The sequence below is a fragment of the Mucilaginibacter sp. cycad4 genome, assembly GCF_034263275.1.
GTDB lineage: Bacteria > Bacteroidota > Bacteroidia > Sphingobacteriales > Sphingobacteriaceae > Mucilaginibacter.
In genome coordinates this window covers 2,956,558-2,978,432 of sequence record NZ_CP139559.1, presented here as the reverse complement: position 1 = coordinate 2,978,432, position 21,875 = coordinate 2,956,558, and the positions used below count along the sequence as shown (strand labels likewise).

General features: G+C 42.1%; 19 protein-coding genes. 12 read left to right on the top strand and 7 right to left on the bottom strand.

All coding sequences use genetic code 11. The annotated features are described in order from the left end of the window. Nucleotides 1–34: 34 nt before the first annotated feature. Genes SNE26_RS11905 through SNE26_RS11885 form a run of 5 tightly spaced genes read right to left on the bottom strand, consistent with a single transcriptional unit; the run spans nt 35 to nt 6,233 of the window. Complete coding sequence (locus SNE26_RS11905) at nt 35–1,300, bottom strand: O-antigen ligase family protein (protein ID WP_321559581.1); 1,266 nt, start codon at nt 1,298–1,300, stop codon at nt 35–37. Beyond that, the gene (locus SNE26_RS11900) at nt 1,278–2,402 is read right to left on the bottom strand and encodes a DUF1972 domain-containing protein (RefSeq protein WP_321559580.1); all 1,125 of its coding nucleotides are present in this window, start codon (nt 2,400–2,402) and stop codon (nt 1,278–1,280) included. Before SNE26_RS11900 ends, SNE26_RS11905 begins: the two co-directional genes overlap by 23 nt. Beyond that, nucleotides 2,341–3,543 carry a glycosyltransferase family 1 protein gene (locus tag SNE26_RS11895; protein ID WP_321559579.1) on the bottom strand — a complete coding sequence of 401 codons (1,203 nt, stop codon included), beginning with the start codon at nt 3,541–3,543 and terminating at the stop codon, nt 2,341–2,343. Before SNE26_RS11895 ends, SNE26_RS11900 begins: the two co-directional genes overlap by 62 nt. Continuing rightward, on the bottom strand, nt 3,533–4,552 hold the full coding sequence (locus SNE26_RS11890; RefSeq protein WP_321559578.1) for a glycosyltransferase: 1,020 nt from the start codon (nt 4,550–4,552) through the stop codon (nt 3,533–3,535). Before SNE26_RS11890 ends, SNE26_RS11895 begins: the two co-directional genes overlap by 11 nt. Next, nucleotides 4,545–6,233: a hypothetical protein gene (locus SNE26_RS11885; RefSeq protein WP_321559577.1), complete on the bottom strand. Its 1,689-nt coding sequence runs from the start codon at nt 6,231–6,233 to the stop codon at nt 4,545–4,547. Before SNE26_RS11885 ends, SNE26_RS11890 begins: the two co-directional genes overlap by 8 nt. Nucleotides 6,234–6,436: 203 nt before the next feature. Between SNE26_RS11885 and SNE26_RS11880 the strand changes: the two genes are divergently transcribed. Together SNE26_RS11880 and SNE26_RS11875 are read left to right on the top strand one after the other, a co-directional pair. Then, nucleotides 6,437–7,849: an oligosaccharide flippase family protein gene (locus SNE26_RS11880; RefSeq protein WP_321559576.1), complete on the top strand. Its 1,413-nt coding sequence runs from the start codon at nt 6,437–6,439 to the stop codon at nt 7,847–7,849. Next, a complete protein-coding gene (locus SNE26_RS11875) occupies nt 7,846–9,051 on the top strand; it encodes a glycosyltransferase family 4 protein (protein ID WP_321559575.1) in 1,206 nt (401 codons plus the stop codon). Before SNE26_RS11880 ends, SNE26_RS11875 begins: the two co-directional genes overlap by 4 nt. An 87-nt stretch (nt 9,052–9,138) precedes the next feature. Here SNE26_RS11875 and SNE26_RS11870 read toward each other — a convergent pair whose 3' ends face one another. Then, a complete protein-coding gene (locus SNE26_RS11870) occupies nt 9,139–9,942 on the bottom strand; it encodes a glycosyltransferase family 2 protein (protein ID WP_321559574.1) in 804 nt (267 codons plus the stop codon). Nucleotides 9,943–10,524: 582 nt separating this feature from the next. Here SNE26_RS11870 and SNE26_RS11865 point away from each other — a divergent pair. From SNE26_RS11865 to SNE26_RS11835, 7 genes are all read left to right on the top strand, one after another. Then, the gene (locus tag SNE26_RS11865) at nt 10,525–11,166 is read left to right on the top strand and encodes a sigma-70 family RNA polymerase sigma factor (RefSeq protein ID WP_321559573.1); all 642 of its coding nucleotides are present in this window, start codon (nt 10,525–10,527) and stop codon (nt 11,164–11,166) included. Beyond that, nucleotides 11,163–12,458 carry a hypothetical protein gene (locus tag SNE26_RS11860; protein WP_321559572.1) on the top strand — a complete coding sequence of 432 codons (1,296 nt, stop codon included), beginning with the start codon at nt 11,163–11,165 and terminating at the stop codon, nt 12,456–12,458. Before SNE26_RS11865 ends, SNE26_RS11860 begins: the two co-directional genes overlap by 4 nt. 98 nt (nt 12,459–12,556) lie before the next feature. Continuing rightward, the gene (locus tag SNE26_RS11855; RefSeq protein WP_321559571.1) at nt 12,557–13,867 is read left to right on the top strand and encodes a hypothetical protein; all 1,311 of its coding nucleotides are present in this window, start codon (nt 12,557–12,559) and stop codon (nt 13,865–13,867) included. 458 nt (nt 13,868–14,325) lie between these two features. Further along, the gene (locus SNE26_RS11850) at nt 14,326–16,536 is read left to right on the top strand and encodes a PQQ-binding-like beta-propeller repeat protein (RefSeq protein ID WP_321559570.1); all 2,211 of its coding nucleotides are present in this window, start codon (nt 14,326–14,328) and stop codon (nt 16,534–16,536) included. Nucleotides 16,537–16,545: 9 nt separating this feature from the next. Beyond that, the gene (locus SNE26_RS11845; protein WP_321559569.1) at nt 16,546–16,992 is read left to right on the top strand and encodes a hypothetical protein; all 447 of its coding nucleotides are present in this window, start codon (nt 16,546–16,548) and stop codon (nt 16,990–16,992) included. Between the two features lie 110 nt (nt 16,993–17,102). Next, a complete protein-coding gene (locus SNE26_RS11840; RefSeq protein ID WP_321559568.1) occupies nt 17,103–17,288 on the top strand; it encodes a UPF0175 family protein in 186 nt (61 codons plus the stop codon). Next, nucleotides 17,281–17,715 carry a DUF3368 domain-containing protein gene (locus tag SNE26_RS11835; RefSeq protein ID WP_321559567.1) on the top strand — a complete coding sequence of 145 codons (435 nt, stop codon included), beginning with the start codon at nt 17,281–17,283 and terminating at the stop codon, nt 17,713–17,715. Before SNE26_RS11840 ends, SNE26_RS11835 begins: the two co-directional genes overlap by 8 nt. A gap of 53 nt (nt 17,716–17,768) precedes the next feature. Here SNE26_RS11835 and SNE26_RS11830 read toward each other — a convergent pair whose 3' ends face one another. Further along, complete coding sequence (locus SNE26_RS11830) at nt 17,769–19,049, bottom strand: hypothetical protein (RefSeq protein WP_321559566.1); 1,281 nt, start codon at nt 19,047–19,049, stop codon at nt 17,769–17,771. A 133-nt stretch (nt 19,050–19,182) separates the two neighbouring features. Between SNE26_RS11830 and SNE26_RS11825 the strand changes: the two genes are divergently transcribed. The 3 genes from SNE26_RS11825 to SNE26_RS11815 all read left to right on the top strand — a co-directional run bounded on the left by SNE26_RS11825 (nt 19,183) and on the right by SNE26_RS11815 (nt 21,869). After that, entirely contained in the window at nt 19,183–19,833 is a 651-nt protein-coding gene (locus SNE26_RS11825; protein WP_321559565.1) for a hypothetical protein, read from the top strand. A 19-nt stretch (nt 19,834–19,852) separates the two neighbouring features. Beyond that, nucleotides 19,853–20,500 (top strand): hypothetical protein, encoded by a 648-nt coding sequence (locus SNE26_RS11820; RefSeq protein ID WP_321559564.1) that lies wholly within the window; start codon nt 19,853–19,855, stop codon nt 20,498–20,500. 160 nt (nt 20,501–20,660) lie between these two features. Further along, a complete protein-coding gene (locus SNE26_RS11815; protein ID WP_321559563.1) occupies nt 20,661–21,869 on the top strand; it encodes a glycoside hydrolase family 88 protein in 1,209 nt (402 codons plus the stop codon). Nucleotides 21,870–21,875: the final 6 nt, after the last annotated feature.

The following is a 21,875-nucleotide window of genomic DNA, read 5'->3' as shown; positions in this document are numbered from 1 at the left end:
CCCTAATGGCTTTGGTTGCCTGTGAATAAACTAATTACACAATATTTTTGACCGTGTTCTCAGCCGACTGTGAGGCGGTGGGAAATATTAATAATGAGAAAAATACACCGTAAAAAAATATGCCTTTATCCACATCTAAAAAGTTTTCGGAAAAGGAAACGGCGGTTATAATAACCATAAAAGCCATCAGCAATAAATCACGTTTTGCAAGGGCTGTTCTGATGCCAAATACCAGCACGCACAGGTAAACCAGTAAACCGGCAATGCCCGATTTAATAAAAAAGCTGATAAACTGGTTATGTGCATTTAACCCGGCCAGGTACGACCGGTAAAATTGATGATCAAAAAATGGGTCTTTGAGCAAACCGATTTCAGTACCTGCGCCATGACCTATAACAGGCGATTGTGCTCCTACGCTAATAGCCACGCTCCATCTCGCTAATCGCGGATCGGTGAGTTCAGCATCGGTTGATTGGCTTAGGTCTTTTTTTAGCTCGGTTACGTATCGTTCTTTAAAAGTATCCCTGGTATAAATGCCCGCCATCACCACTATAAATAGTGCCGTGCTAATGGTTATGAACCTGAACCGGCTTCGCCCTTTTAGCAGGAACCAGGGCAGCGCGATATTTATAATAAGCAGCAATGCTATAAATATCGATTTGGAACTAAGCTGCAGGATTCCCATCGCTAAAATACCACAGCAAATGAGCCAGAAAAATTTACGGGCCTTTACTGTTTCCCTTACTAAAACATACAGCAGATAAACCAGCGCTATGGCTATCTGCATGGAGAAAAATGTAGCATGGATTTCCAGCGGTTCCGAAAAATTGTGGTTTGTGAACGCAGGAGAAGCCAATGCTTTTAAAGGCAGGTGATAATATTTTATGGTAAAAAGCGCCTGTAAAAAAAGGTAAGTGATAATGATGGTGCAGCCTAATGAAAATACGAGTAAAAAATTATGCCGGTATTTTTTCAGATCGAGTGGGTTAAAGCAAAAGATTAGCGGGAAAAGCAAAATGGTAACCTGCCTGCCTAACTCCGTAAAAGCCTGTGGTTTATTGGTGGTGTAAATAATGCTCAAAAGCGTTACCAAAAAAACAGCAGCCAGGGCAAAGTTAGCCCTTGTTAATAGTGGCTTTATAGCAGTTTTGCGAATTTGTATAATAGTATGCAAGGATAAACCTATTAAAAACAGGTGACTGTAAAACAGGTTGAACGGCAGGCTCAGCAATAACAGCATCAGCAGGTAATAGCTTATCCTGTTATTCAGCGTATCATCAGGCCTTAATAGCTTTTCCATGTTGCTGATGATAGCATTCCAATATAAAATCCTCGTAATCGTTGATCACTACCTCCCAGTTAAACTGGTATTGTATTTTGTGAAGGTTGTTTTTTACCATTTCGCGTTCGGTATCCTTGCGCTGTACATTCTCAACCAAATGGCGTACCTCGTTAGCATTATCAAAATAAAAAGCATCTGAGTTGAGTACCGATTTATTGAAAGGGTTATTATGGGCGGCAATCAGGGCTTCGCTGGCCATAGCTTCAAGCAGGGACGGATTAGTTCCTCCTACGCTATGCCCGTGAAAATATAGGTAGCTGTTGTTTTGAAGCGCCCTTACAACCGAATTATCAAAATTAGCGCCTTTAAACTGGATGCGGTCGTCGTTTTTAAACCGGTGAGTTATGAATTTGCCAAAGCGGTTACTGGTATCGCCCAAAACCATAAAGCTTTTTTTTGATGAACTGTTGTTAAAACCTTCTAAAATAGTTTCGATGTTGTTTTCGGGTTCCATACGGGCCATCAGCAAAAAATAATCTTCCTTAAGTACCTCACTTTTATCAAACTGCTCACGTTCCTGGTCTGAAAACAGATCGGCGCCATAGGGGATATAGCGGCTGTCGACCTGGTACTTATCCTTAAGGTATGACCTGATCACCCTTGAATCGGAGATATAATATTGGCTATGTTTCACGGCCAGCTTTTCTGCGTATTTCAAAAATTGTTGTACCGGTTTTGAGTATTTGGAGCGTTTCCACTCCAATCCATCCATATTGGTAATGATAACGCTGTTGGACGGGTAAAGGTGCCCCCAAACCGAGCTGCTGGTGTAGCCCATAAGCAGTACCACATCAAACTTACGTTTACGGGCATCCATAAGGCAGTTAAAATCATAGGCAAACTGCCCGGCAGTGCCTATCAGATACTCCGGATCGTAACAATGTACAATGTTAACGCCGTTCCAGGTATCGGCTTCATAAGGGTGGTTGTGTGAGTTATAAACGGTAACTGAATGCCCTTTTTTTACCAAACCGGCCGATACATATTCGGAAATATGCTCAAACCCGCCATAGTAGTTCGGGATGCCCCTCGTGCCTAAGATCGCTATTTTTAGTTTCATGACAATGAAAATTTGCTTGTAACAAGTTGTAAAATATGGTGCTGCTTTTTTGCCAGTGGTATTGCTGTTCAACATGCCGCGCTACCCGGCTTGTGAAGGAATCGCCGGGTGGTTGCTGTGCGGCAAGTAGTAGCTTTTGCTCAAAATCGGTATGGTTGGCCGGGTTAAAAGTATATGGTGCAAAAAAGTAGAAATTTTTCATAGCCGTTTCTGCCGAGCATAATACAGGTGCGCTACAAATGGCTGCTTCAAGCGGCGGGATACCAAAGCCTTCGGCTTTTGAGGGATATACAAACAGCCTGCAGGCCCGGTAAAAAGCCGCGAGGTCGGCCTGCTCTGCCTGCGGTACCCACCTGAAAAAACGCCGTTGCTCAGGCGTAAGGCTCTTGATGAGCCTGGCTAAGCCCGGCGTTTTTATGGATGCTTTACCAATGAACACCAGGCCAATGCCTTTTTCGTACAGTTTCAGTTTTAAATACTTTTGCAGTAACAAAAGGTGGTTTTTGCGGGGTTCAATACGGCTGGTATACAGGATGAAATTTCTTATACCGAATTTTTCTGCTACCCAATCTTCTGCCTCCTGTTTTGATGCCTGGTATTGCAGCAATGAGTTGCTTACCCCGTTTTGGATGATATGCACCTCATGGGCCGGGATCTGGTAATAATCACAAATTCGCTCTTTTGAGTAATCGGATACAGTAGTTTTGACATCGGCATTTTTAATGCTGCGGCCAAAAAGGTAATTGCGCGGTATGCTGAACAGGATGGGAAACTCCTTCCCGAAATCGTTAAACAGCATATCGTGCATGGTTACTATGTACCTGCAGCCAACTATTTTTTTAGGGCTGATGTATTGAAAATGTGCAAAATCAAACCTGTATTTTTTGATGTAGGCCGGTATATCAAAAACAAAGCGCAGGATGTTGACTCCCCGGTTTTTATAAGGCAATATGTTTTGCGGGGGCAACAGCGGGAACAATCTGCGGATATTATCGGTATCGCGGGCGCCGATGTAAATATCTATGTCCGGGCGTTCGGCCAGCAGGTGGTTATATAATTCGCGTATAAAAGTTTGCGCCCCCTGAAATTCTTTATCAAAGGAGTGCGCATCAACAAACACTTTTATCTTTTTAGCTGCCATAATTTAATTCCTTTTGATTTAAAACAGCAGTTGGCAGTTCGGCTTCAGGTAAACGGAAATTGCGCTTACCTAATTGGTATAACCTGGTCAGTGTACGTTCGGGCAAGAATGACATCAGCAGTAAAAAATAATTTTTGAGATGCAGCGGACTGATGGATAGCGTTTTGAGCAGGTTTTTCCTTGCCTTTTCCGGCTGATAATTATTCCATAGATATTTTTTGCCGAGCAGGGCATAATAAGCTCCCCTTTTGATGCGTGGAGATAACTGTTTAATACCGATCTCGGATAACTGCCTTCCTTCGGCTTCGGTAATGTTCCCCTTGCGTAGGGTATTGTATTTAATCTGCCTGAATTTTCCTGTACGCCATTTTTCATCAATGGTAACAGACTCGGCATTGAGCCTTACTTTGATGAGCGGTTGATTAAGGTTAAAAGCCTTTTCGTGCTTAAGGATACCTGCCCACAAAAAATGGTCTTCAAAAGTATAGGCCAACTCATTATAGCCACCCGCATTTAAAACGGCATCACGCTTATAAAACACACTGGAGTGAATGAAAGGACAAATCCTGTAACTGAGCTGCCTGATCTCGTTATGGCTCAGGGCATCAGGCTGCCAGGTAAATATCAGGTTGCCGTTAACATCAGTATAATCAACACCCGAACCAATAATGCTATAATAAGGATGTGATGTGATGAAATCATACTGAACCTGCAGGCGGTAAGGATAACATACATCATCGGCATCAAAACGGGCAATATAAGGTGCCCGGGCGTGGTTTAAACCGTTATTGAGGGCAGCAGCTACGCCTTTGTTTTCCTGGCTCAAAACCACTATACGCTCATCGTTAAATGATTTAATAATATCAAGCGTATCATCAGTTGAGCCATCATTTACAATGAGCAGCTCAAAATCAGTAAACGATTGTTCAAGTACCGATGTAATGGCTTCGCGGATATATTTACCGGCATTATAAGCAGGCATTAAAACAGTAATTTGAGGGTTATGCATACGCAAGTTCCTCCTGCACTGTAGTTTTTGTTTTCAAATCGGGGGGAGTAGTTTCTTTTATATTGAGGAATAACATTAATTCAAAAATTACCAGTGCCGAGAGTTGCTCAAACCAGTAATCAAGAAAAAATATGCCCGTTACCATCATCAGTACAGGCAAACCATAACTAAGCTTTTTATAATGCCGGGCAAAAAAGCCAATGTAAAATATAAGCAGGGCAAGCAAGCCGAGGATACCGTATTCACTCAGCATTTGATCGTAAGTGGAGTAGGGGTTATTACGTACCGAACGGAAACCAGCATCCTTGCTGAAAAAGCTCAGGTACAGATCTAAATGGTTATGCATAAACGCCGGGTTGATATAGATGTATTTGGGGGGATAATTACCCCTGATACCGGCGCCAACCGCCCTGAAAGCTATTTTGGATGAAAAATTTCCGGGAGCTAAGCCTACTATACTTTGTAAGGGATGACTGGTAAAATAGTTAAAGGTTTGTATAGCGCCGGTGATCTTTCCAGGCAACGCGGGGTTGAAGGGCTCAAGCCGACAAAGTGGTAGCTGAGCCTTGTGAGCAGTTATACAATCGATAAGTTGCTGTCTGTCGGACGTCATTTCGCCGGTGTTATAAAATTCCGCAAAGTGAGTATTAGGGCCGGGAATGTACAGCCTGCCATCATCGGTAAGCGGTAAGCCTTTGATCTTTTTATCAAGCTCGTTTAGTTTTTCCTTTTTTGCCTGAATCTGGCTCAGGCTGTCCAGGTAGTTCTGTGCAAATTTTCTTCTTTGTTCATCCCTGGTCATCAATTGCCCGCCGGGATTGGCAGTTGTTGCCTGCACTGGCGCCTGGCCCTGTTTTTCAATACGGTTTTCCTGCAGTGTACTTGCAGTAACCTGGTTAATATACTTTTCATTTTGCGGCGATATTTTGACCATGGAGATCACATAAAGCATCAGGGCCACTACTATCAAGCTTTTTTGATTGCGCGTGGTTTTAAAAACAAAAATGAAAATGAGGATCAGCAGTACCAAAATGCTGATGAGGTTACTGTAGGTAAGTGCCAGTGTGCTCATGCATACGATCATCATAGGCAAACTATTCTTATAAATGAAGTAAAACACACCGAAAGCACAGATAACAGCATTGGTTGATGAAATGTCAAAGCTTATGCCCATTATATCATCGCCGGTATTGATATAATAGTGTTGATGCATGCCCATAAAAGCATAGGGGTTAATGCTTTTGGTTATCCACATGATATGCATTAGGTTACCTGCCGAGAAAATTGCGTTTATGATAAAAAAAATGATCAGTGTCCGATAAATGGTTTCTGCATCTGTTTTATCAATCATCAGCTTAACCTGGTGAACCGCCAGCAGGGCCAGCGCCCAGCATATCAATGCCCAGCCAAAAACGGGTATGTAATACAGGTTGGCAAAATTTTGGTTGATGACGGCTGCAGCAATAGCTATCGGGAAAACGAGCAGATAGAATAACGGGATCCTTGAATTGCGTAGCTTAAAGCCAAATTGAAAGTTAAACTGACTTATGTAAACAAAAAGCAACGCCACTATCTTAAATGGGATCCGCACGTTGATAAACAGCAGCAGGAAGATCAGCAGCCGCCAATCGGCATAAGTTTTCCATCTCTTAATATCAAAACCCGGCAAACTGATTGTCATTATTCCTTTATATTTATTGATGTTCATTTCCCGGATTTGCCGGCCTTGTTGCAATTGTTTTGTTTAAATAGGTTACGTGCCAAAAAATAGAATGGTTGCCTCGTTATTGTGCTGATATATGCAGATATTTAACCGGCATATAAAAATGTTACAGGCAACCGGCCGGTAAAAACAATAGTATAAGAGTATAAACATATACGGCGTTGCTCAGGAGTAAAGTGTTCATCAGGTTTTTTTCATCAGGTTTGCAGGCACTTGCATTGCAGGTGCTTGGCAGTATCTTTTTTTACGTTATTTCTGTTTACCTGAGTAAAGACAGCTTTGGGGCCATTAGCTGGATGAATGCCTTATCGATATTTGTTACTACCATCCTGGGGTTTGGACTGGAGCAGGTAGTGATCAGGCGTATAGCAGCCTCACAACGGTCGGATTGGACGGCAGCGGCATTTTTGTTCCATTCACTCGTTACTTTTTTTGTAACCCTGGGCGTGCTGTTATTACTAAGTTTAGTCTTGCGTGACAATATTTACCAGGCGCTGCCTTGGTTTTTTATAGCGCAGGGTTTGCTTTTCCTGGGTATTCCGTTAAAGCAGTTTTTAAACGCAAAGGAAAAATTTACGCCCTATGGCATAATCGCAATTATAAGTAACAGCTTAAGGGTTTGTGGGGCGTTTTATCTTATTGCGGTACATCAGCTACAGGTTTGTTCTATCGTTATGGTAATGATAGGTACAGCCGGGGCCGAATTACTGGCTTTACTCATCTATGTTATCACGAAAACAGATTTTAGCTTTAAATTTCAATTTCGGGCTTATAAAAAGTTGCTTAAAGAGGCCACGGCGCAGTATGTATCAGTAATATTTGATATGAGCCTGTCGCGAATGGATTGGCTGCTGCTGGGTTTTATGGCAAGCAAAACGGTCCTGGCCGACTATAGTTTCGCTTACCGGGCCTATGAGCTGTCCCGTTTGCCCATGCTTATCATAGCCCCCGTTATTTTGCCGCGCCTGTCACGGTTAATGGCCTTAAAGCCACCTAATCAATTGCAGGAGCAGGTAAATTCCTTTAATACTGCCGAGTTGCTGTTGGCTATGCTATTACCCCTCATCTTTAATATACTTTGGACACCTGTTGTAGGAATGATAACCGGCGGTAAATATGGCGCTGCCAACGCTACCGAGTTTTTGATCCTGTCGTTGTGTATCCCCTTGCAGTTTTTTATAAACCTGCTTTGGTCGTTAAGCTTCAGTGTTAAAAAGTACAGGGCCGTATCATCTGTTACTGTAACCTGTGCTATAACAAATATTACCCTTAACCTGATATTGATCCCGCTGTTTAATGGTATTGGTTCGGCTGCGGCATTTTTAATTACCAATATATTGCAGGCGGTACTCTATTACAGGTTGGTGAATAAAAATATTATGTATATCAGCCTACGCCCATTTATAATACTGCTCCCCACTGCTTTAGGCGGCTGGTTTATAACAGCCTCAATAAACATACATTTCTTGTTCAGGCTTTTATTGGGGATAGTTTTTTATCTGTTAATAGCTTTAGTGTCAAAACAATTGAGCAGTCGTAATATTCAAAACAGCAAACAGTTTTTAGCGCAATGAACATTTTATACCTGTGTGATGAATATCCTCCCGGACCGCATGGCGGTATTGGAACCTATGTGCGGCTCATTGCCGGGCAAATGGTAAAGCTGGGGCATAAGGTAATTGTTGCCGGATTGTATAGCCGCGGATACGGAGGCGCAGATGAATTTGAAGATGAAGGTGTAAAAGTTTTGAGATATCGCTGGGGCATTGATGACAGATGGTTTGAAAATCAGCGGTCGGCCGGGGTACGGATGCTTAACAGGATATTACTGGATACGGGTATTACCCAACGGGATATAAAAAGAAGCCTTGCCGCTTATCAAAAAAAACTGGAGCATATCATTACCATTGAGCAGATCGATATTATTGAAATGCCCGATTATAATGATTATATCAGGTTTTGTAAAACATATGTACCGTTCCTTGCATTACCTGTTCCTTTAGTTGTTAAATTGCATGGTTCCATTACCTACTTCAATACCGAGGCAGGGATAACGATTGCGCCGCATGTTTTAAAAATGGAGCAGGATATTTTAAACCGCGCGGCAGCCGTCAGCAGTGCAAGCGCCTATACCGCAGGGAAAAGTGCTGATTACCTGTCGTACAACAAGCCCATCACGGTGTTGTATAATGGTATAGATACAAGCATAGCCACTGGAGGCAGCAACGTGCGGGGGGCAAAACAGGTGGTATTTACAGGTAGCCTTGTTCAAAAGAAGGGTGTTTTTCAGTTAGCTGAGGCCTGGAATATAGTTATAAAACAGGTTCCCGATGCCCGATTACTGATATTAGGGAAGGGCCCGGTAAATAAAGTAACTGCCCGTTTGCATAAGGATGCAAAAAGTAGCGTTGAGTTTAAAGGACATGTTGAGAGGGATGAACTTTATAACTGTTTAAATAATTCGGCAGTGGCGGTATTCCCATCATATGCCGAAGCTTTTGCACTTGCGCCGTTAGAAGCTATGGCATGCGGAACGGCGGTGATCAATTCAAACCGTACATCCGGTCCCGAACTTGTTGATGATGACGTTAATGGCTTGCTGGTAGATCCCGACGATGTTGAGCAATTGGCATCGGCAATAATTACGCTGCTCAATGAGCCTGAAAAACGGTTGCGACTTGCTTTAGCAGGCAATGAAAAGGTAAAACGATGTTTTGATATCGATATAGTGGCGAGGCAAACGCTGCAGTTTTATCAACAGGTGCTGGACAAATAGTCTTCAGTCGATAGTACTTAGCCGCAAGTCAAAAGTCCTATTTAATTTTTGACTTCAGACTGCCGACTAAACAATACGATATCTTTGTTAGTTAACCTGTTCTATAACTAACTCGTTGCGATAGGTGTTTTGTGTTTGAGGTAACTCTTTATATTGTTTCAGGTAAGCGTATTTAAGTCGGGTGTTTTTATAAATAACACGCGCTATAGCCAGTCCTTCGGCACCATCTAAAAAACCAAGCCTGATAATGTAATTGCGCAAAAAGCCAAAAGCAGGCGAAAAATATAGCTTGATAAATGTTGCCTTTTTACCGGCTTTGTAATATTTGGCCGCACTTAGCTGAGCATAAAGAATAGCTTTACGCTCAAAATCGTCAATATCGGTTACGGAGTGGTGATGGATATAACCCGCTATGCTTTTAATCTCGGCACCGGAAGGTAAAAACAAGGTTTCGTGTACTTCGGTTTCGCCCCATTTTACCAATGAACGGTTAAACAAGCGCAGGTGGTGATCATTCCCCCAATTACCAAAGCGGATCAGCTTTTTACCAAAGTATGATTTGAATTTGATATCGTAAACAACGTTCGGTTCATCAAAGGTTAAATTATGAAGCGATTTAATAAGCTCCAAATCCGGCACTTCATCGGCATCAATACTTAAGATCCAGTTATAGCGGGCCTGGGCTACCCCTTTATTTTTATTTGCGCCGTATCCGCTCCAGCTTTTTTGAAACACCCTGCAGCCATAACGGGAGGCAATAAGCGGGGTGCCATCGGTACTGTCATTGTCAATCACAACAATATCATCCGTAATTAAAGAAGCCATTTTTATACAATCTTCAATTAAGGCAGCTTCGTTTTTAGTAATGATCACAACAGACACTGGTACCATGCAGCAGTAGTATTAGTATATAAATTATTAAAGACCTGTTACAGCCTTTTATAATATATATCGTGCATGTTCCGGGGATGGTTGCCTTAAGATAAATAAACCGGCGAAAAAACATTATGGATTTTGCTTATTCCATTCTGTTACATTGATCAGTTTATCAGAAATGGCATTTCGACAATTTGGATTAGGGCATAGAATGGTCCATCGATTTTTAGATTGCTCAACTACCGGGCGTGTCCCGCAGGTTTTACAATTTTTTACGGGGAAATTTGGGTTTATATCGATTCTCATAAAAGGCCTTTAAAACAGGCGGGATTTATATGGCATTACGCTATAAACACACGTACCGGTTGCCTCATTATCAAAAATATAATTATTTGTGAGGATTTATTCAGGATGGATTAACTTGTGCATATTTTGTATAAATGATTGCCGTAAGTGAGAAAAGTGTGCATGATTTTATCCAACTGTGTGAAAAATTTAAATTATTTTGCACAACAGGCAACCTTTTAATAATAGTTGCCGTGATGTGCGTAGATAAGGTTAAATTTATGTGTTTGATTCTGAGTTTATAAACCCCATATGGGCGAAGAAGAGTTACATCAACTGATCAATGGCTGCGTAAAGCAGGACAGGAAAAGTCAGAAAATGCTCTATAAGGCGTTTTATGGCTTTTCTATGGGTATTTGTCTCCGTTATGCGGGTAACCGGGATGAGGCTGCAGAAGTTATGAACCAGGGTTTTATGAAGGTATTTACCCATATTGACAGGTTTGATACTTCAAGGCCGTTTAAAGCGTGGATTGGCCGCATTATGATGAATGTTTCTATTGATTATTACCGGGCCAATTTAAAAATGGCTTATACCGAGGATTTGGAGAAAGCAGAAAATGTGAGTGAAGGAGACCTGACAGATAAAAATTTAAATTATGAAGACCTGCTGGCTATGATACAGCAATTGCCGCAGGCCTATCGTACTGTTTTTAACCTTTTTGCGATTGACGGGTATTCGCATGAGGAGATAGGGGAAATGTTAAATATTAATCCGGGTACATCAAAGTCAAACCTGCACAAAGCACGTCAGAAACTAAAGCAAATGATATTAAAAGCAGAGGAAACTGCTAACAAAACCAATTACAACAGGGGTATGGATTTTAACCCGATTGTGGCCTATAATGGCATCGATGTAAGGAACACTTTTTTAAATAATGGTATCAGGGGATGAAAAGCGAAGAGGATTTAGATAACATTTTTAAGAAGGGGCTGGAAGACCCGGCAAATCATCGCGCGTTTAACGAGGATGACTGGGATGCGCTTGAGCAAATGCTTGACAAGGGCAAAAAACGCCGTGGAATTGTTTACTGGTTGCCAATTGCAAGCGGAATAGCGGCAATGCTGCTGCTGTTTTTAGGATGGTGGTTCTTTAAACCTAACGTAAAGGATGATAATACAACGGGACAACAACAGGTTAAGGTTAAGCCCGCTGCGCCTAAAACAAATCCCGGAACCAGCGGCAGGGTTACGCAGCAACCACAAGCAGACAGCTTATTAACACCCCGGTCGGCAAGTAACAGCAACATAGCTGCCAACAGCAATACCGGCAATCATGTTAATACAGGTCAAATAAACTTAACACCATCTGCCAACGGATCCCATCGTAATGTTCCCGGTGCAAACAAAAAGGGAATTAGCGGCCTTGATACCATTATGCGGCATAATCCCGCCCTGATGGCAGGTGCCGATCCGGCAGGTAATAATGGTGCTATTTCAAATTTGCAGGCAAGCAGGACGCTATCACTTGATACACGACCTTCTCCTTTAATTGTTCCCGATTTTAAAACAAATATTGAAAGGCAGCCTTTTCAAGCACCTATATCCAAACCTAATAAAAAAATAAACAGGCAAGGTTTTGGTTACCGGCCGCAATGGGCTATTACGGCGCTGGCATCATCTGACGTTAACGGTACAAATTCCTTTCAGGGTAAAGTTGGCAGTAACTATGGTTTACTGCTTTCATTTGGGCCTACAAAAAAATTAACCATTACAAGCGGCGTTGTTTATTCGTCAAAACCATATAGTACGAGCTTTGCTAACTATAACACAACATATAACTTTAAGCATGATCCAACCGAAGTAACTGCCGATTGTAAAATGCTTGATATTCCTATCAATATCGGCTACCAGGTATATGGTAATTTTCGTAATAAATTATCTGTCGGAACAGGGTTATCGTCATACCTGATGCTGCATGAAAAATATACTTACAACTATGCCGACGCTGCTAACAGCGCAGCATGGCCTCAAACCTATACTGTGCCCAACAGCAAAGGATATCTATTAAGTATAATCAATATTAACGCTACATACGAACATAAAATAAACTCAAAGTTTGGTGTAAGCGTGCAGCCATATATGAAAGTGCCAATTTCCGGGGTTGGATATTCTGATATCAAATTGCAATCGACAGGTGTAGCAGTAGGTGTAACTTATAACATCAATTCGTTTAGAAAGCCTTAAATGGTTTCCGGCACGCTGCTTCTGTAAGGGTTGTATTCACTTTATACTAAATGGAATTATTATCTTGCGCCACATTTACGCGCACAAGATCATTCGCCATGAAAAAACTACTGTTTTTTGCACCTCTGTTGTTATTGTTTTCATGCGGGCAGGGCCCGGCGCAGCAGCTCGAAAATAAGAAACTCAACCACCTCGCTGTCGAATATGTAAAACTTGGTTTAACTATAGGACAGTATGACGGTGATTTTGTAGATGCTTACTATGGCCCTGATTCATTGAAGCCTAAACAGGAAGCGCTGAAAACTTTTCCCAAGGATAGCCTGCTGGCATCGGCAAACAGCCTGATGAATGACCTGCGTACCATCGCCAATACTTCAAAAATTGATACAAATAAAATTCGCGCCAACTGGATGTCCGATCAGTTGATCGCTTTCAGTCGCCGGATCCGTATTTTTTCGGGGGAGGAGAGGCCTTTTGATGAAGAGTCGCGCGAGTTATTCGGTGTAGCTGCCCCGGTTTATACCGATGACTTTTTTAAAGGGCAGATAGCGCTGCTCGATAGCATTTTACCCGGTAAAGGCAACGTGAACGACAGGTTCCAAAAACTGGCTAATAAGTTCATTATCCCAAAAGATAAATTAGACCCGGTTATAAAAGCAGCTATTGCAGAAGCCCGAAAGCGTACGCTTGCCCATTACCAATTGCCTGCCGGCGAAACATTTACGCTGGAGTATGTAACTAATAAGCCATGGTCGGGCTATAACTGGTATAAGGGGGGATATAAGAGTACTGTACAGATCAATACCGATCTGAAGATTTTTATTGACCGTGCTATTGACGTGGGCAGCCATGAAAGCTACCCGGGACATCATGTATACAACATGCTGCTGGAGAAAAACCTTTACCATGATAAAGGCTGGGTTGAAATTTCTCTGTACCCGTTGTTCAGTCCGCAATCGCTGATTGCTGAGGGTAGTGCCAATTATGGTATTGAAGTAGCCTTCCCCGGCGATGATAAAATAAAGTTTGCCAAAAATGTATTGCTGCCGCTGGCTGGTTTGGATACCTCCGGTGCCGATCTGTATTTCAAAGCCCTCGCCATAAAAGGTACTTTAAATTATGCCCGTAATGAGGCTGCCAGAGGGTTGATCAATAATACCATGAGCCAGGATAAGGCGCTGTCGTATCTTAGAAAATACTGCCTCATGAACGATGAGACAGCTCAAAAATCAATCAGCTTTATCAAAAAATACCGCAGCTACGTTATCAACTATAATTACGGCCAGGACCTGGTAAAAAACTACATTGAATCAAACGGAGGTACGGCCAAAGCCCCTGCAAAGCGCTGGGAACTGTTTGGGAAATTGTTGAGCCAGGAAGTCGCGCCGGTTAGTTTGGTGAAAAAGTAGGGACGTATCACTTTCGGGATATTAAATCAATAATATATAAGAGGCTGTATCATAAATCAAATTGACCGGTGTTGTGTTACTTATGCATTGAAATTTAGCCGGTAATATTTAACAAAAAGGGGTTAACACATTTTTGGTATAAAAAACACTTAATTTTCTGATTATTAACTACATAACAGAATGTTAACCCTGAATTGTGTTAACCCTGTTAACCCCCCCTTGTAGAGTCAAACCAACCTAAAACTATATATCGCTTAAGTATCTGAATAAGTCAAAAAAAGCGGCTGATCATGATTTATGATACACCCTCTTTTTATTAAATGGCATGCTCAGGTAAATGAAATGAATATTTGTAAAATAATTTTTATTCATACATTTAACGGGCATCATCACCCCAACAGCTGGATACATGCTGAAAAATGATCTAAACCCAATTTAATACCAAAATTGCCTTGTAAATGATTAAGCTCCAGTACTTTATAGCCATGTGTTTTGCGGCAGGTATTTATGCGTCCTGTAAAAATCAGCAAGGCAATCAAAACAACAGTTATAGTGGCTGGCCCGCCTATGCAGGTTCAAAAGAAGGGCTGCGATACTCATCGAACCAGGAGGTCACTTTAAACAATGTAAACAAGCTAAAAGAGTTGTGGACTTTTAGCACCGGTGACAGAGATACTGCCAACCGCAGCCAAAATCAGTGTAACCCGATTATGGTTGATGGTATTTTGTATGGTACCAGTCCTAAACTGAAGCTGTTTGCCTTGAATGCCGCCACAGGTAAGCAAAAATGGCTGTTTGACCCTGCAAAAGATGATACCACTAATAACGGTGACCCGATGGCCTACTATAAACTGAGCCGTGGTGTAATTTACTGGCAAAATGAAGATGGTGGCGAAAAAAGGGTTTTCTACAGCGTTGGTGCTAAAACCTGGGCAATTGATGCAGAAAGTGGAACTCCGGTAAGGTCATTTGGTAAAGGTGGATACCTTGATCTCACTAAAGATCTGGACAGGGACACTAAATCATTTGTGGCCGGTACTACGCCGGGGGTAGTTTATAAGGATGTATTGATAGTGGGTGATCGTGTATCCGAATCAGCCGATGCTGCTCCGGGGCATGTACGGGCCTATGATGCCCGTACGGGTAAATTACGATGGATTTTCCACACCATACCGCATCCTGGCGAAGTAGGTTACAATACCTGGAAAGATACTGCTGCTTACAAAAAATTTGGCGGGGCCAATAACTGGGCAGGGATGGCTTTGGACGAAAAGCGGGGGATCGTGTACATTCCAACAGGCTCTATAGGCGGCGACTTTTATGGTGGGTTCAGGAAAGGGCAAAACCTGTTTGCAAATTCATTGCTGGCACTTGATGCGTCTACGGGTAAATTGAAATGGTATTATCAGTTTGTACACCATGATCTTTGGGACCGGGACCTGCCCGCCAATCCAAACCTGGTAACCATTGTTAAAGGCGGTAAAAAGATAGATGCCGTAATACAAATAACCAAGCATGGTTATGTATTTATGTTCGACAGAACGAATGGCAAACCTATATTCCCGATAGTAGAAACAACTGTGCCAACCAAAGCCCTGCCCGGCGAAGAGGTTTGGCCTACGCAGCCCATTCCATCTTTGCCGCAGCCTTTTGCCCGGCAAATGTTTAATCCCGAAGATGTTACCGACCGTACGCCCGAGGTGCACCGGGAAATGCTGGCAAAATATAACCAGGTTAAAAACCGGATCATGTTTACCCCGCCAAGCAAGGAGGGAGGCTGGATCTTCCCCGGTTTTGATGGTGGGGGCGAGTGGGGTGGAGCCGCCGTTGATCCTGAAAGTAAGATACTATATATAAACTGCTCAGAGATGCCATGGGCACAGGTAATGATCGATGTACCTAAAACAAATACTAACGATCATTCGCCGCAGGCATTGGGCCATGTGGTATATAACACCAATTGCATCGGTTGTCATGGCGCCGGGCTGAAAGGTAATGGCACATCCTATCCATCGTTGGTAAACATTGGCAAAAAGTATACTGCTGATCAGGTGAGTGGTATTATAGCCGGCGGCCGCAACATGATGCCTTCTTTTAAACAAATTTCGCCTGCGGATAAAAAGAACCTGCTTGCTTTCCTGCTTAAAATCCCGGAAACTAAGGCAGCGAAAGAAGTAGCCAAAGAGCCAACCGGCAATGGCGCTGCCAGCTCGGAGGCTGAAAAGAAGTTGCTTGATGAGGTACCTTATGTCATGAATGGTTATAACCGCTTTTTAGATAAGGATGGCTATCCGGGTATAAAACCACCATGGGGCACACTCAACGCTGTCGACCTGACATCGGGCAAGTTGCTTTGGAAAGTGCCGCTGGGAGAGTATCCGGAGCTAACCGAAAAAGGGATCCCCGTAACCGGCACCGAAAACTATGGCGGTCCGGTGGTTACCAAAGGCGGCCTCGTATTTATCGCGGCAACCAAAGATGAAAGGATCCGTGCATTTGATAAACGTACCGGCAAAGTAGTTTGGGAAGCTAATTTACCGGCAGCCGGTTATGCCACCCCTGCAACTTATTCAATTGATGGTAAACAGTATGTTGTAATTGCCTGCGGCGGTGGAAAAATTGGAAGTAAGTCGGGAGATAGTTATGTTTGTTTTGGATTAACCGACTAACACCTCATTATGGATTTATTTGAAGCAGTTTTTGATTTGTACGAGCAAATACGGTTAAAGGCCGAAAATGATTTTCAGGATCTGATCAAATGCCAGTACACGCAGCAATGTTACAGCGATAATGGCGCTTTTTGCCTTGTATTGGAGGTCACTGTTTTAAAAAATATCTCTGATGATGATTACGGGCTGGTGTTTGCCATCAACGCCCAAACAGAACCTAATCACGCGAATTATAAGAGCGATGCTAACGGCATATTTTTAATAGCTGATGTACACCATGGCGATAATAAGGTGATCAGCAGTTTGGATGAGCTTGTTTTTAACCCTCAAAACGATGCGGAAGTAAAGGAAGCTTATGGCAAGATTGAATATTTTATAAAGCCATTTACCGGCAGTGTGAGTGATTTGCTGGTTAATGACTATGATCTAAAGCTGGTTGATAATTCGATAAATTGATTTATAGGAAGTCTCCTTATTTACGTTTGTTTTAATGACATAGTGTATTTAGTTTCAATAATACTTATCTTTATATCATGACAACGATGATATTACAAGTTCCTTAGGCGTTGGAAAAAGAACATGATGAAACTGTTCGTCTTATAGCAACTAAGCTTTATGAGGCGGGAAAGCTATCTTTGGGGCAGGCCGCCGAGATGTGTAGTATGAGAAAATGGGATTTTGCAGAGATACTGATCAATTTTGGCATTAGTTATCTTGATCCAAGTGTAAAAGCTGATTTAGATCGTGATTAAGAAGGTCGTTGTCATTACGGATACAAGCTGTTTTATTATTTTAGATAAAATTAACGCATTACATTTACTCCCATTCCTATTCTCTAAAGTAATCACAACTCCTGAAATAGCGGATGAATATGGTAAGGAATTACCTGATTGGGTAATTGTCCAGCATGTTCAAGATTTAGATTTGCAAACTCAAATAAAAGAAATTGTTGATCCAGGAGAAGCAAGCGCGATAGCTTTAGCGGCTGAAATTAAATGTGACTATTTGTTGACAGATGACCGGGCCGCCAGAAAGCTTGCCGAGCAAAGAGGTATCATGGTTAAAGGCTCGGCAGGGGTTTTACTTTACGCCAAGCAACAAAAAGCAATTCCGCTAATCCGTCCTTACCTCGATTGCATTCAGCAAACCAATTTTCGGATATCACAAATCACTTATTGATAAGCTACTTTTAGAAGCATGTGAATAAGAGATGAATTAAATACTTTACAAACTTAAAACTGCTCCTCATAAACAGCTCCTCCGGGCGTTTGTAGCTTATAATGTTTTACCTGCCCCGGCCCTTCAAATTCAAAACGGATGCCTACAATACGGCCCATGGTATGGGCCTGTTTAAATTCAAAGATCTGTTTGTTATTAAGATATATTTTCAGGTAATGGTCTTTAACGCTGCATCTCAGGTTTTGAAATTGCGACATATCTGTGCCAAAAGCGCTCAGATCATGGTTTTTGCCGTCAACCCATTCTTCACCGGTTAAAATGCCCATATCGGCGATGCATCCTTTGTTAACTATAGGGATAACAATAGCGGTACCGTTACCTAAAATGGTAAGGTCGGCTTTGGCGCAGGCTGATTGGCCGGGCGTTGATGTGTTTCGAAGGGTGCAATCCATTGTAAAGTTGTCGGCATTGATGCCTGGAAATTCGCGGATGTTGGCAAACTTTACCCAGGTGTTGTTAAAAACGGGCGTTCCTAACTTTTGCTGCATCTGTTTGGCATCAATCCCCATAACCCCTTCTCTTTTAATTTCTTCGGAAGAAAGGTAAACAGGTATAGGCTGATGATCAAGGATACCTTTCCAGCCTTTGGTCTTGATAAATACCGATGTTTCCTTTCGCACATGTTTGTCTACAATGAGCTTAGCTATAAAATAGCCTGGATCATAATAGATAGAGGTATATTGTTTGCCATCGCCGGGCACTTGCTCGCGGCGGTTAGGGTCCCAGGATTGCTGGATAAAAACACTATCAGAATGAAAAGCAGAAACATCGTAATTAAATACAACCGAGTTAGGCAAATCGTCAGAAACTTTCTTGCTGGTGAATTTTATTAAACCGGGATCAATTGGTTTATTGCGCTTGCTGCTCATGAAAAACAATGCGCCCAATACCAGCAGCAATGCGCTGCCAAACCATATATAACGTAAACCGGGTTTTGAAAGGGGAACTACAATTGGGGTATCTGAATCATTTATTTTAACCGGCTGCTCAATTACGCCGTTAACCTGGTGGTGCTGCCTGAAATCGCGCCAGGTGGTATAGTCAAGGAAACGGGCAAGGGCGTTTAGTGTAGCTGCATTGGGGAAGCTTTCGTAGCGCACCTTGCCCCAGATTCTTTTGAGGGTTGATACACTGAGCTGTACCCGTGTTTTATCAAAGATCTGCTGGCTTAGCTGCTCAAAATCATCATTACCCCAAATACTGCTATCGCCCCAGTTTAATGTTCGCTCAATAAGCTGCCGGCATAACAAAAGCAATTGTTTTTCCTTTTCCATTGATCTACAGGTAATAATGTGGTTTAAAAATACCTAAAATGCTTTGAACAAACTTGAACTTAACTTGAAATGCCGCCTGTGCTTTATTGTAATGACAATTTGCAAGTTTTGATTAAAGTTAAAATCAAAACCCATGAACAACAAGATTTTATGGTTTGCCATACTAAGCATGACGCTTGGTAGCGGCTTTTGTTACAGTCAGCAAAAAAAAGTTACATATGACATTAATCAATTGCTGAAGGAAAATAAACTGGTGAAAGCCTACACCCGCCAAACTGTTAAAGAACTTACCGATGGTAGTAAACAAGGTCTTACATTAGATGGTATTTTATGGCTTAAGGGTGTTGATTTTAAAACGGGCACCATTGATGTTGATTTGAGGGGCAAAGATGTTTTTCAGCAAAGCTTTTTAGGCATAGTCTTTCACGGGATTGATACCACAACCAATGATGTTATCTATTTCCGCCCTTTTAACTTTCAAACCACGGATACACTTCGCCGCAAACATACAGTACAATACATCAGCGAGCCGGATTTTCCATGGGATAAACTCCGTAAGGAACACCCATTGGTTTATGAAAATGCTGTAAATCCTTTTCCGCTGGCCACGGCCTGGTTTCATGCACGCATAGTAGTTAATGCCGATGATATTGTTGTGTATGTTGACCATTCAGATCAACCATCGCTTACTGTGAAAAAACTGAATAACCGACAAGGCGGGCTCGTTGGCCTTTGGTCGTCCGGGCTGCCCGGTGATTTTGCCAACCTTGTTATTACTCAATAAGTATAAATTAACCATCATCATGAAAAAGTTAGTCTTAGTATTAACGCTGTTTGCTGCTGTAAAAACACAGGCGCAACAAAAGCACCAGGTAAACAACCTTTCGGTTGTAAACCCTAAACAATGGATAATACCTAAAAACGATACGCTTGATTATGAGCTGGGCACTTTTCAGGGACAAAAGGCGCTGCTCATCAAACGGAAAATCGGCGACTACAAATCGGCCAGTTTAGCGTATAAACCGGGGTTAAATTTTAAGGATGGTATTATTGAAATGGATGTAGCTTGTGTAAACCCCAAAGGAGGCTTTGTTGGTTTGGCTTTTCATATCCGGGATGCCCATCATTATGAAACAGTTTATTTCAGGCCGGGATCATCTGGTACCATTAACGCTATCCAGTACATGCCCGAAAAAAAGGCCGAGTTTAACTGGTGGGACTATGAAGCAACAACCTACCAGGCTAAAGCTATAATTCCGCAAAATAAATGGTTTCACATCAAAGTGCTGGTTCAGGGCAGTAAAATGGAGGTGTATGTTGATAATGCCCCCAAGCCGGCTATGGTTTACACAGCACTTTACCCGTCGTTGAAAAGCGGTGCAGTGGGTTACTGGCATGGCAACTGCCCCCAGGGTGCTTATAAAAACCTTGTTGTAACGGCTTTTAACTAAGAAATGACGGTGACCGTAGAAAATCACCCTAACTACATCGATGTAGTAGAAATATATAGTCAAATGGCTGTCCGGTGCTTGTTTTTATTGAACCAAAATCTGCACTTTTATAACTTGAAATGTGCCCTGCATAAGCACTCTAACCAGTTATTTATAGTCTATGAAATTTAAACACCTGTACAAATCAACAATTACTGCATGTTTATTAGCGCTGAGCCTCAATTCTTTTTCGCAAAATAGCTTTAAACCCCAAAAGGATGTATTGGCAACCATCAAAAAAAACTTTGCCGATGCCGATGTTCAATATAAGTACATGGCCAAACAATTTGGGCCGGAGCAATTCCCGAAAACCTATCATCCTACTACCGATAAGTTTGAAACAAGCAACAGCAGCTGGTGGTGCAGTGGTTTTTACTCAGGTACGTTATTGAAAATATATCAGCAAACCAAAGATGCTGCAATGCTTAGCGATGCTAACAATAATTTAAAAGGCCTCGAAAAAGAACAATATAATAAAGGTACACATGACCTTGGCTTTATGATGTATTGCAGCTTCGGTACTGCAAACCATCTTGAGCCAAAACCAGAATACAAAGAAATACTGGTTAACGGTGCTAAATCGCTTTCAACCAGGTTTAACCCAACAGTCGGCTGTATCCGCTCATGGAATTCAAAGGCTAATGATTTCCTGGTGATTATTGACAACATGATGAACCTGGAATTGTTGTTTTATGCTACAAAAGCGACCGGCGATTCAAGCTTTTATAAAATAGCGGTTACTCATGCCAATACTACCATGAAAAACCATTTTCGCCCTGATTTTAGTTCGTATCACGTGATTAATTACGATGAACAAACCGGAGCAGTAAAAGAAAAGAAAACAGCACAGGGTTTCGCCAACGAGTCGGCATGGGCAAGGGGGCAATCATGGGGCCTATATGGCTTTACTGTGATGTACCGCGAAACAAAAGACAAAAAATACCTGGAGGAGGCAAAAAATATTGCTCATTTTATATTGACCAATCCGAACCTGCCGGCCGATAAAATACCTTATTGGGATTATAACGCGCCAAACATCCCTACCGCGCTTCGTGACGCTTCTGCCGCATCGGTTATGGCCTCAGCCTTGTTGGAACTTTGCCGTTATGTTGATAAAAAAGATGGCCAGGAGTATTTTAACGTTGCCCAAACTATAATTAAAAACTTATCGGCACCTGCATATAAAGCCGATTTGAATACCAACGGAGGCTTTATTTTAAAACACAGCGTTGGCCATTTCCCGGCAGGTACAGAAATTGATGTACCGCTAACTTATGCCGATTACTACTTTGTTGAAGCTATGCAGCGTTATAAGGCTTTTGCCAAATAATGCTAT

Bases quoted from the DNA above. Each gene is read 5' to 3' on its own strand.
- SNE26_RS11905 (WP_321559581.1), bottom strand. From the start codon at position 1,300: ATGGAAAAGCTATTAAGGCCTGATGATACGCTGAATAACAGGATAAGC.
- SNE26_RS11900 (WP_321559580.1), bottom strand. From the start codon at position 2,402: ATGAAACTAAAAATAGCGATCTTAGGCACGAGGGGCATCCCGAACTAC.
- SNE26_RS11895 (WP_321559579.1), bottom strand. From the start codon at position 3,543: ATGGCAGCTAAAAAGATAAAAGTGTTTGTTGATGCGCACTCCTTTGAT.
- SNE26_RS11890 (WP_321559578.1), bottom strand. From the start codon at position 4,552: ATGCATAACCCTCAAATTACTGTTTTAATGCCTGCTTATAATGCCGGT.
- SNE26_RS11885 (WP_321559577.1), bottom strand. From the start codon at position 6,233: ATGACAATCAGTTTGCCGGGTTTTGATATTAAGAGATGGAAAACTTAT.
- SNE26_RS11875 (WP_321559575.1), top strand. From the start codon at position 7,846: ATGAACATTTTATACCTGTGTGATGAATATCCTCCCGGACCGCATGGC.
- SNE26_RS11870 (WP_321559574.1), bottom strand. From the start codon at position 9,942: ATGGTACCAGTGTCTGTTGTGATCATTACTAAAAACGAAGCTGCCTTA.
- SNE26_RS11865 (WP_321559573.1), top strand. From the start codon at position 10,525: ATGGGCGAAGAAGAGTTACATCAACTGATCAATGGCTGCGTAAAGCAG.
- SNE26_RS11860 (WP_321559572.1), top strand. From the start codon at position 11,163: ATGAAAAGCGAAGAGGATTTAGATAACATTTTTAAGAAGGGGCTGGAA.
- SNE26_RS11855 (WP_321559571.1), top strand. From the start codon at position 12,557: ATGAAAAAACTACTGTTTTTTGCACCTCTGTTGTTATTGTTTTCATGC.
- SNE26_RS11850 (WP_321559570.1), top strand. From the start codon at position 14,326: ATGATTAAGCTCCAGTACTTTATAGCCATGTGTTTTGCGGCAGGTATT.
- SNE26_RS11845 (WP_321559569.1), top strand. From the start codon at position 16,546: ATGGATTTATTTGAAGCAGTTTTTGATTTGTACGAGCAAATACGGTTA.
- SNE26_RS11830 (WP_321559566.1), bottom strand. From the start codon at position 19,049: ATGGAAAAGGAAAAACAATTGCTTTTGTTATGCCGGCAGCTTATTGAG.
- SNE26_RS11825 (WP_321559565.1), top strand. From the start codon at position 19,183: ATGAACAACAAGATTTTATGGTTTGCCATACTAAGCATGACGCTTGGT.
- SNE26_RS11820 (WP_321559564.1), top strand. From the start codon at position 19,853: ATGAAAAAGTTAGTCTTAGTATTAACGCTGTTTGCTGCTGTAAAAACA.
- SNE26_RS11815 (WP_321559563.1), top strand. From the start codon at position 20,661: ATGAAATTTAAACACCTGTACAAATCAACAATTACTGCATGTTTATTA.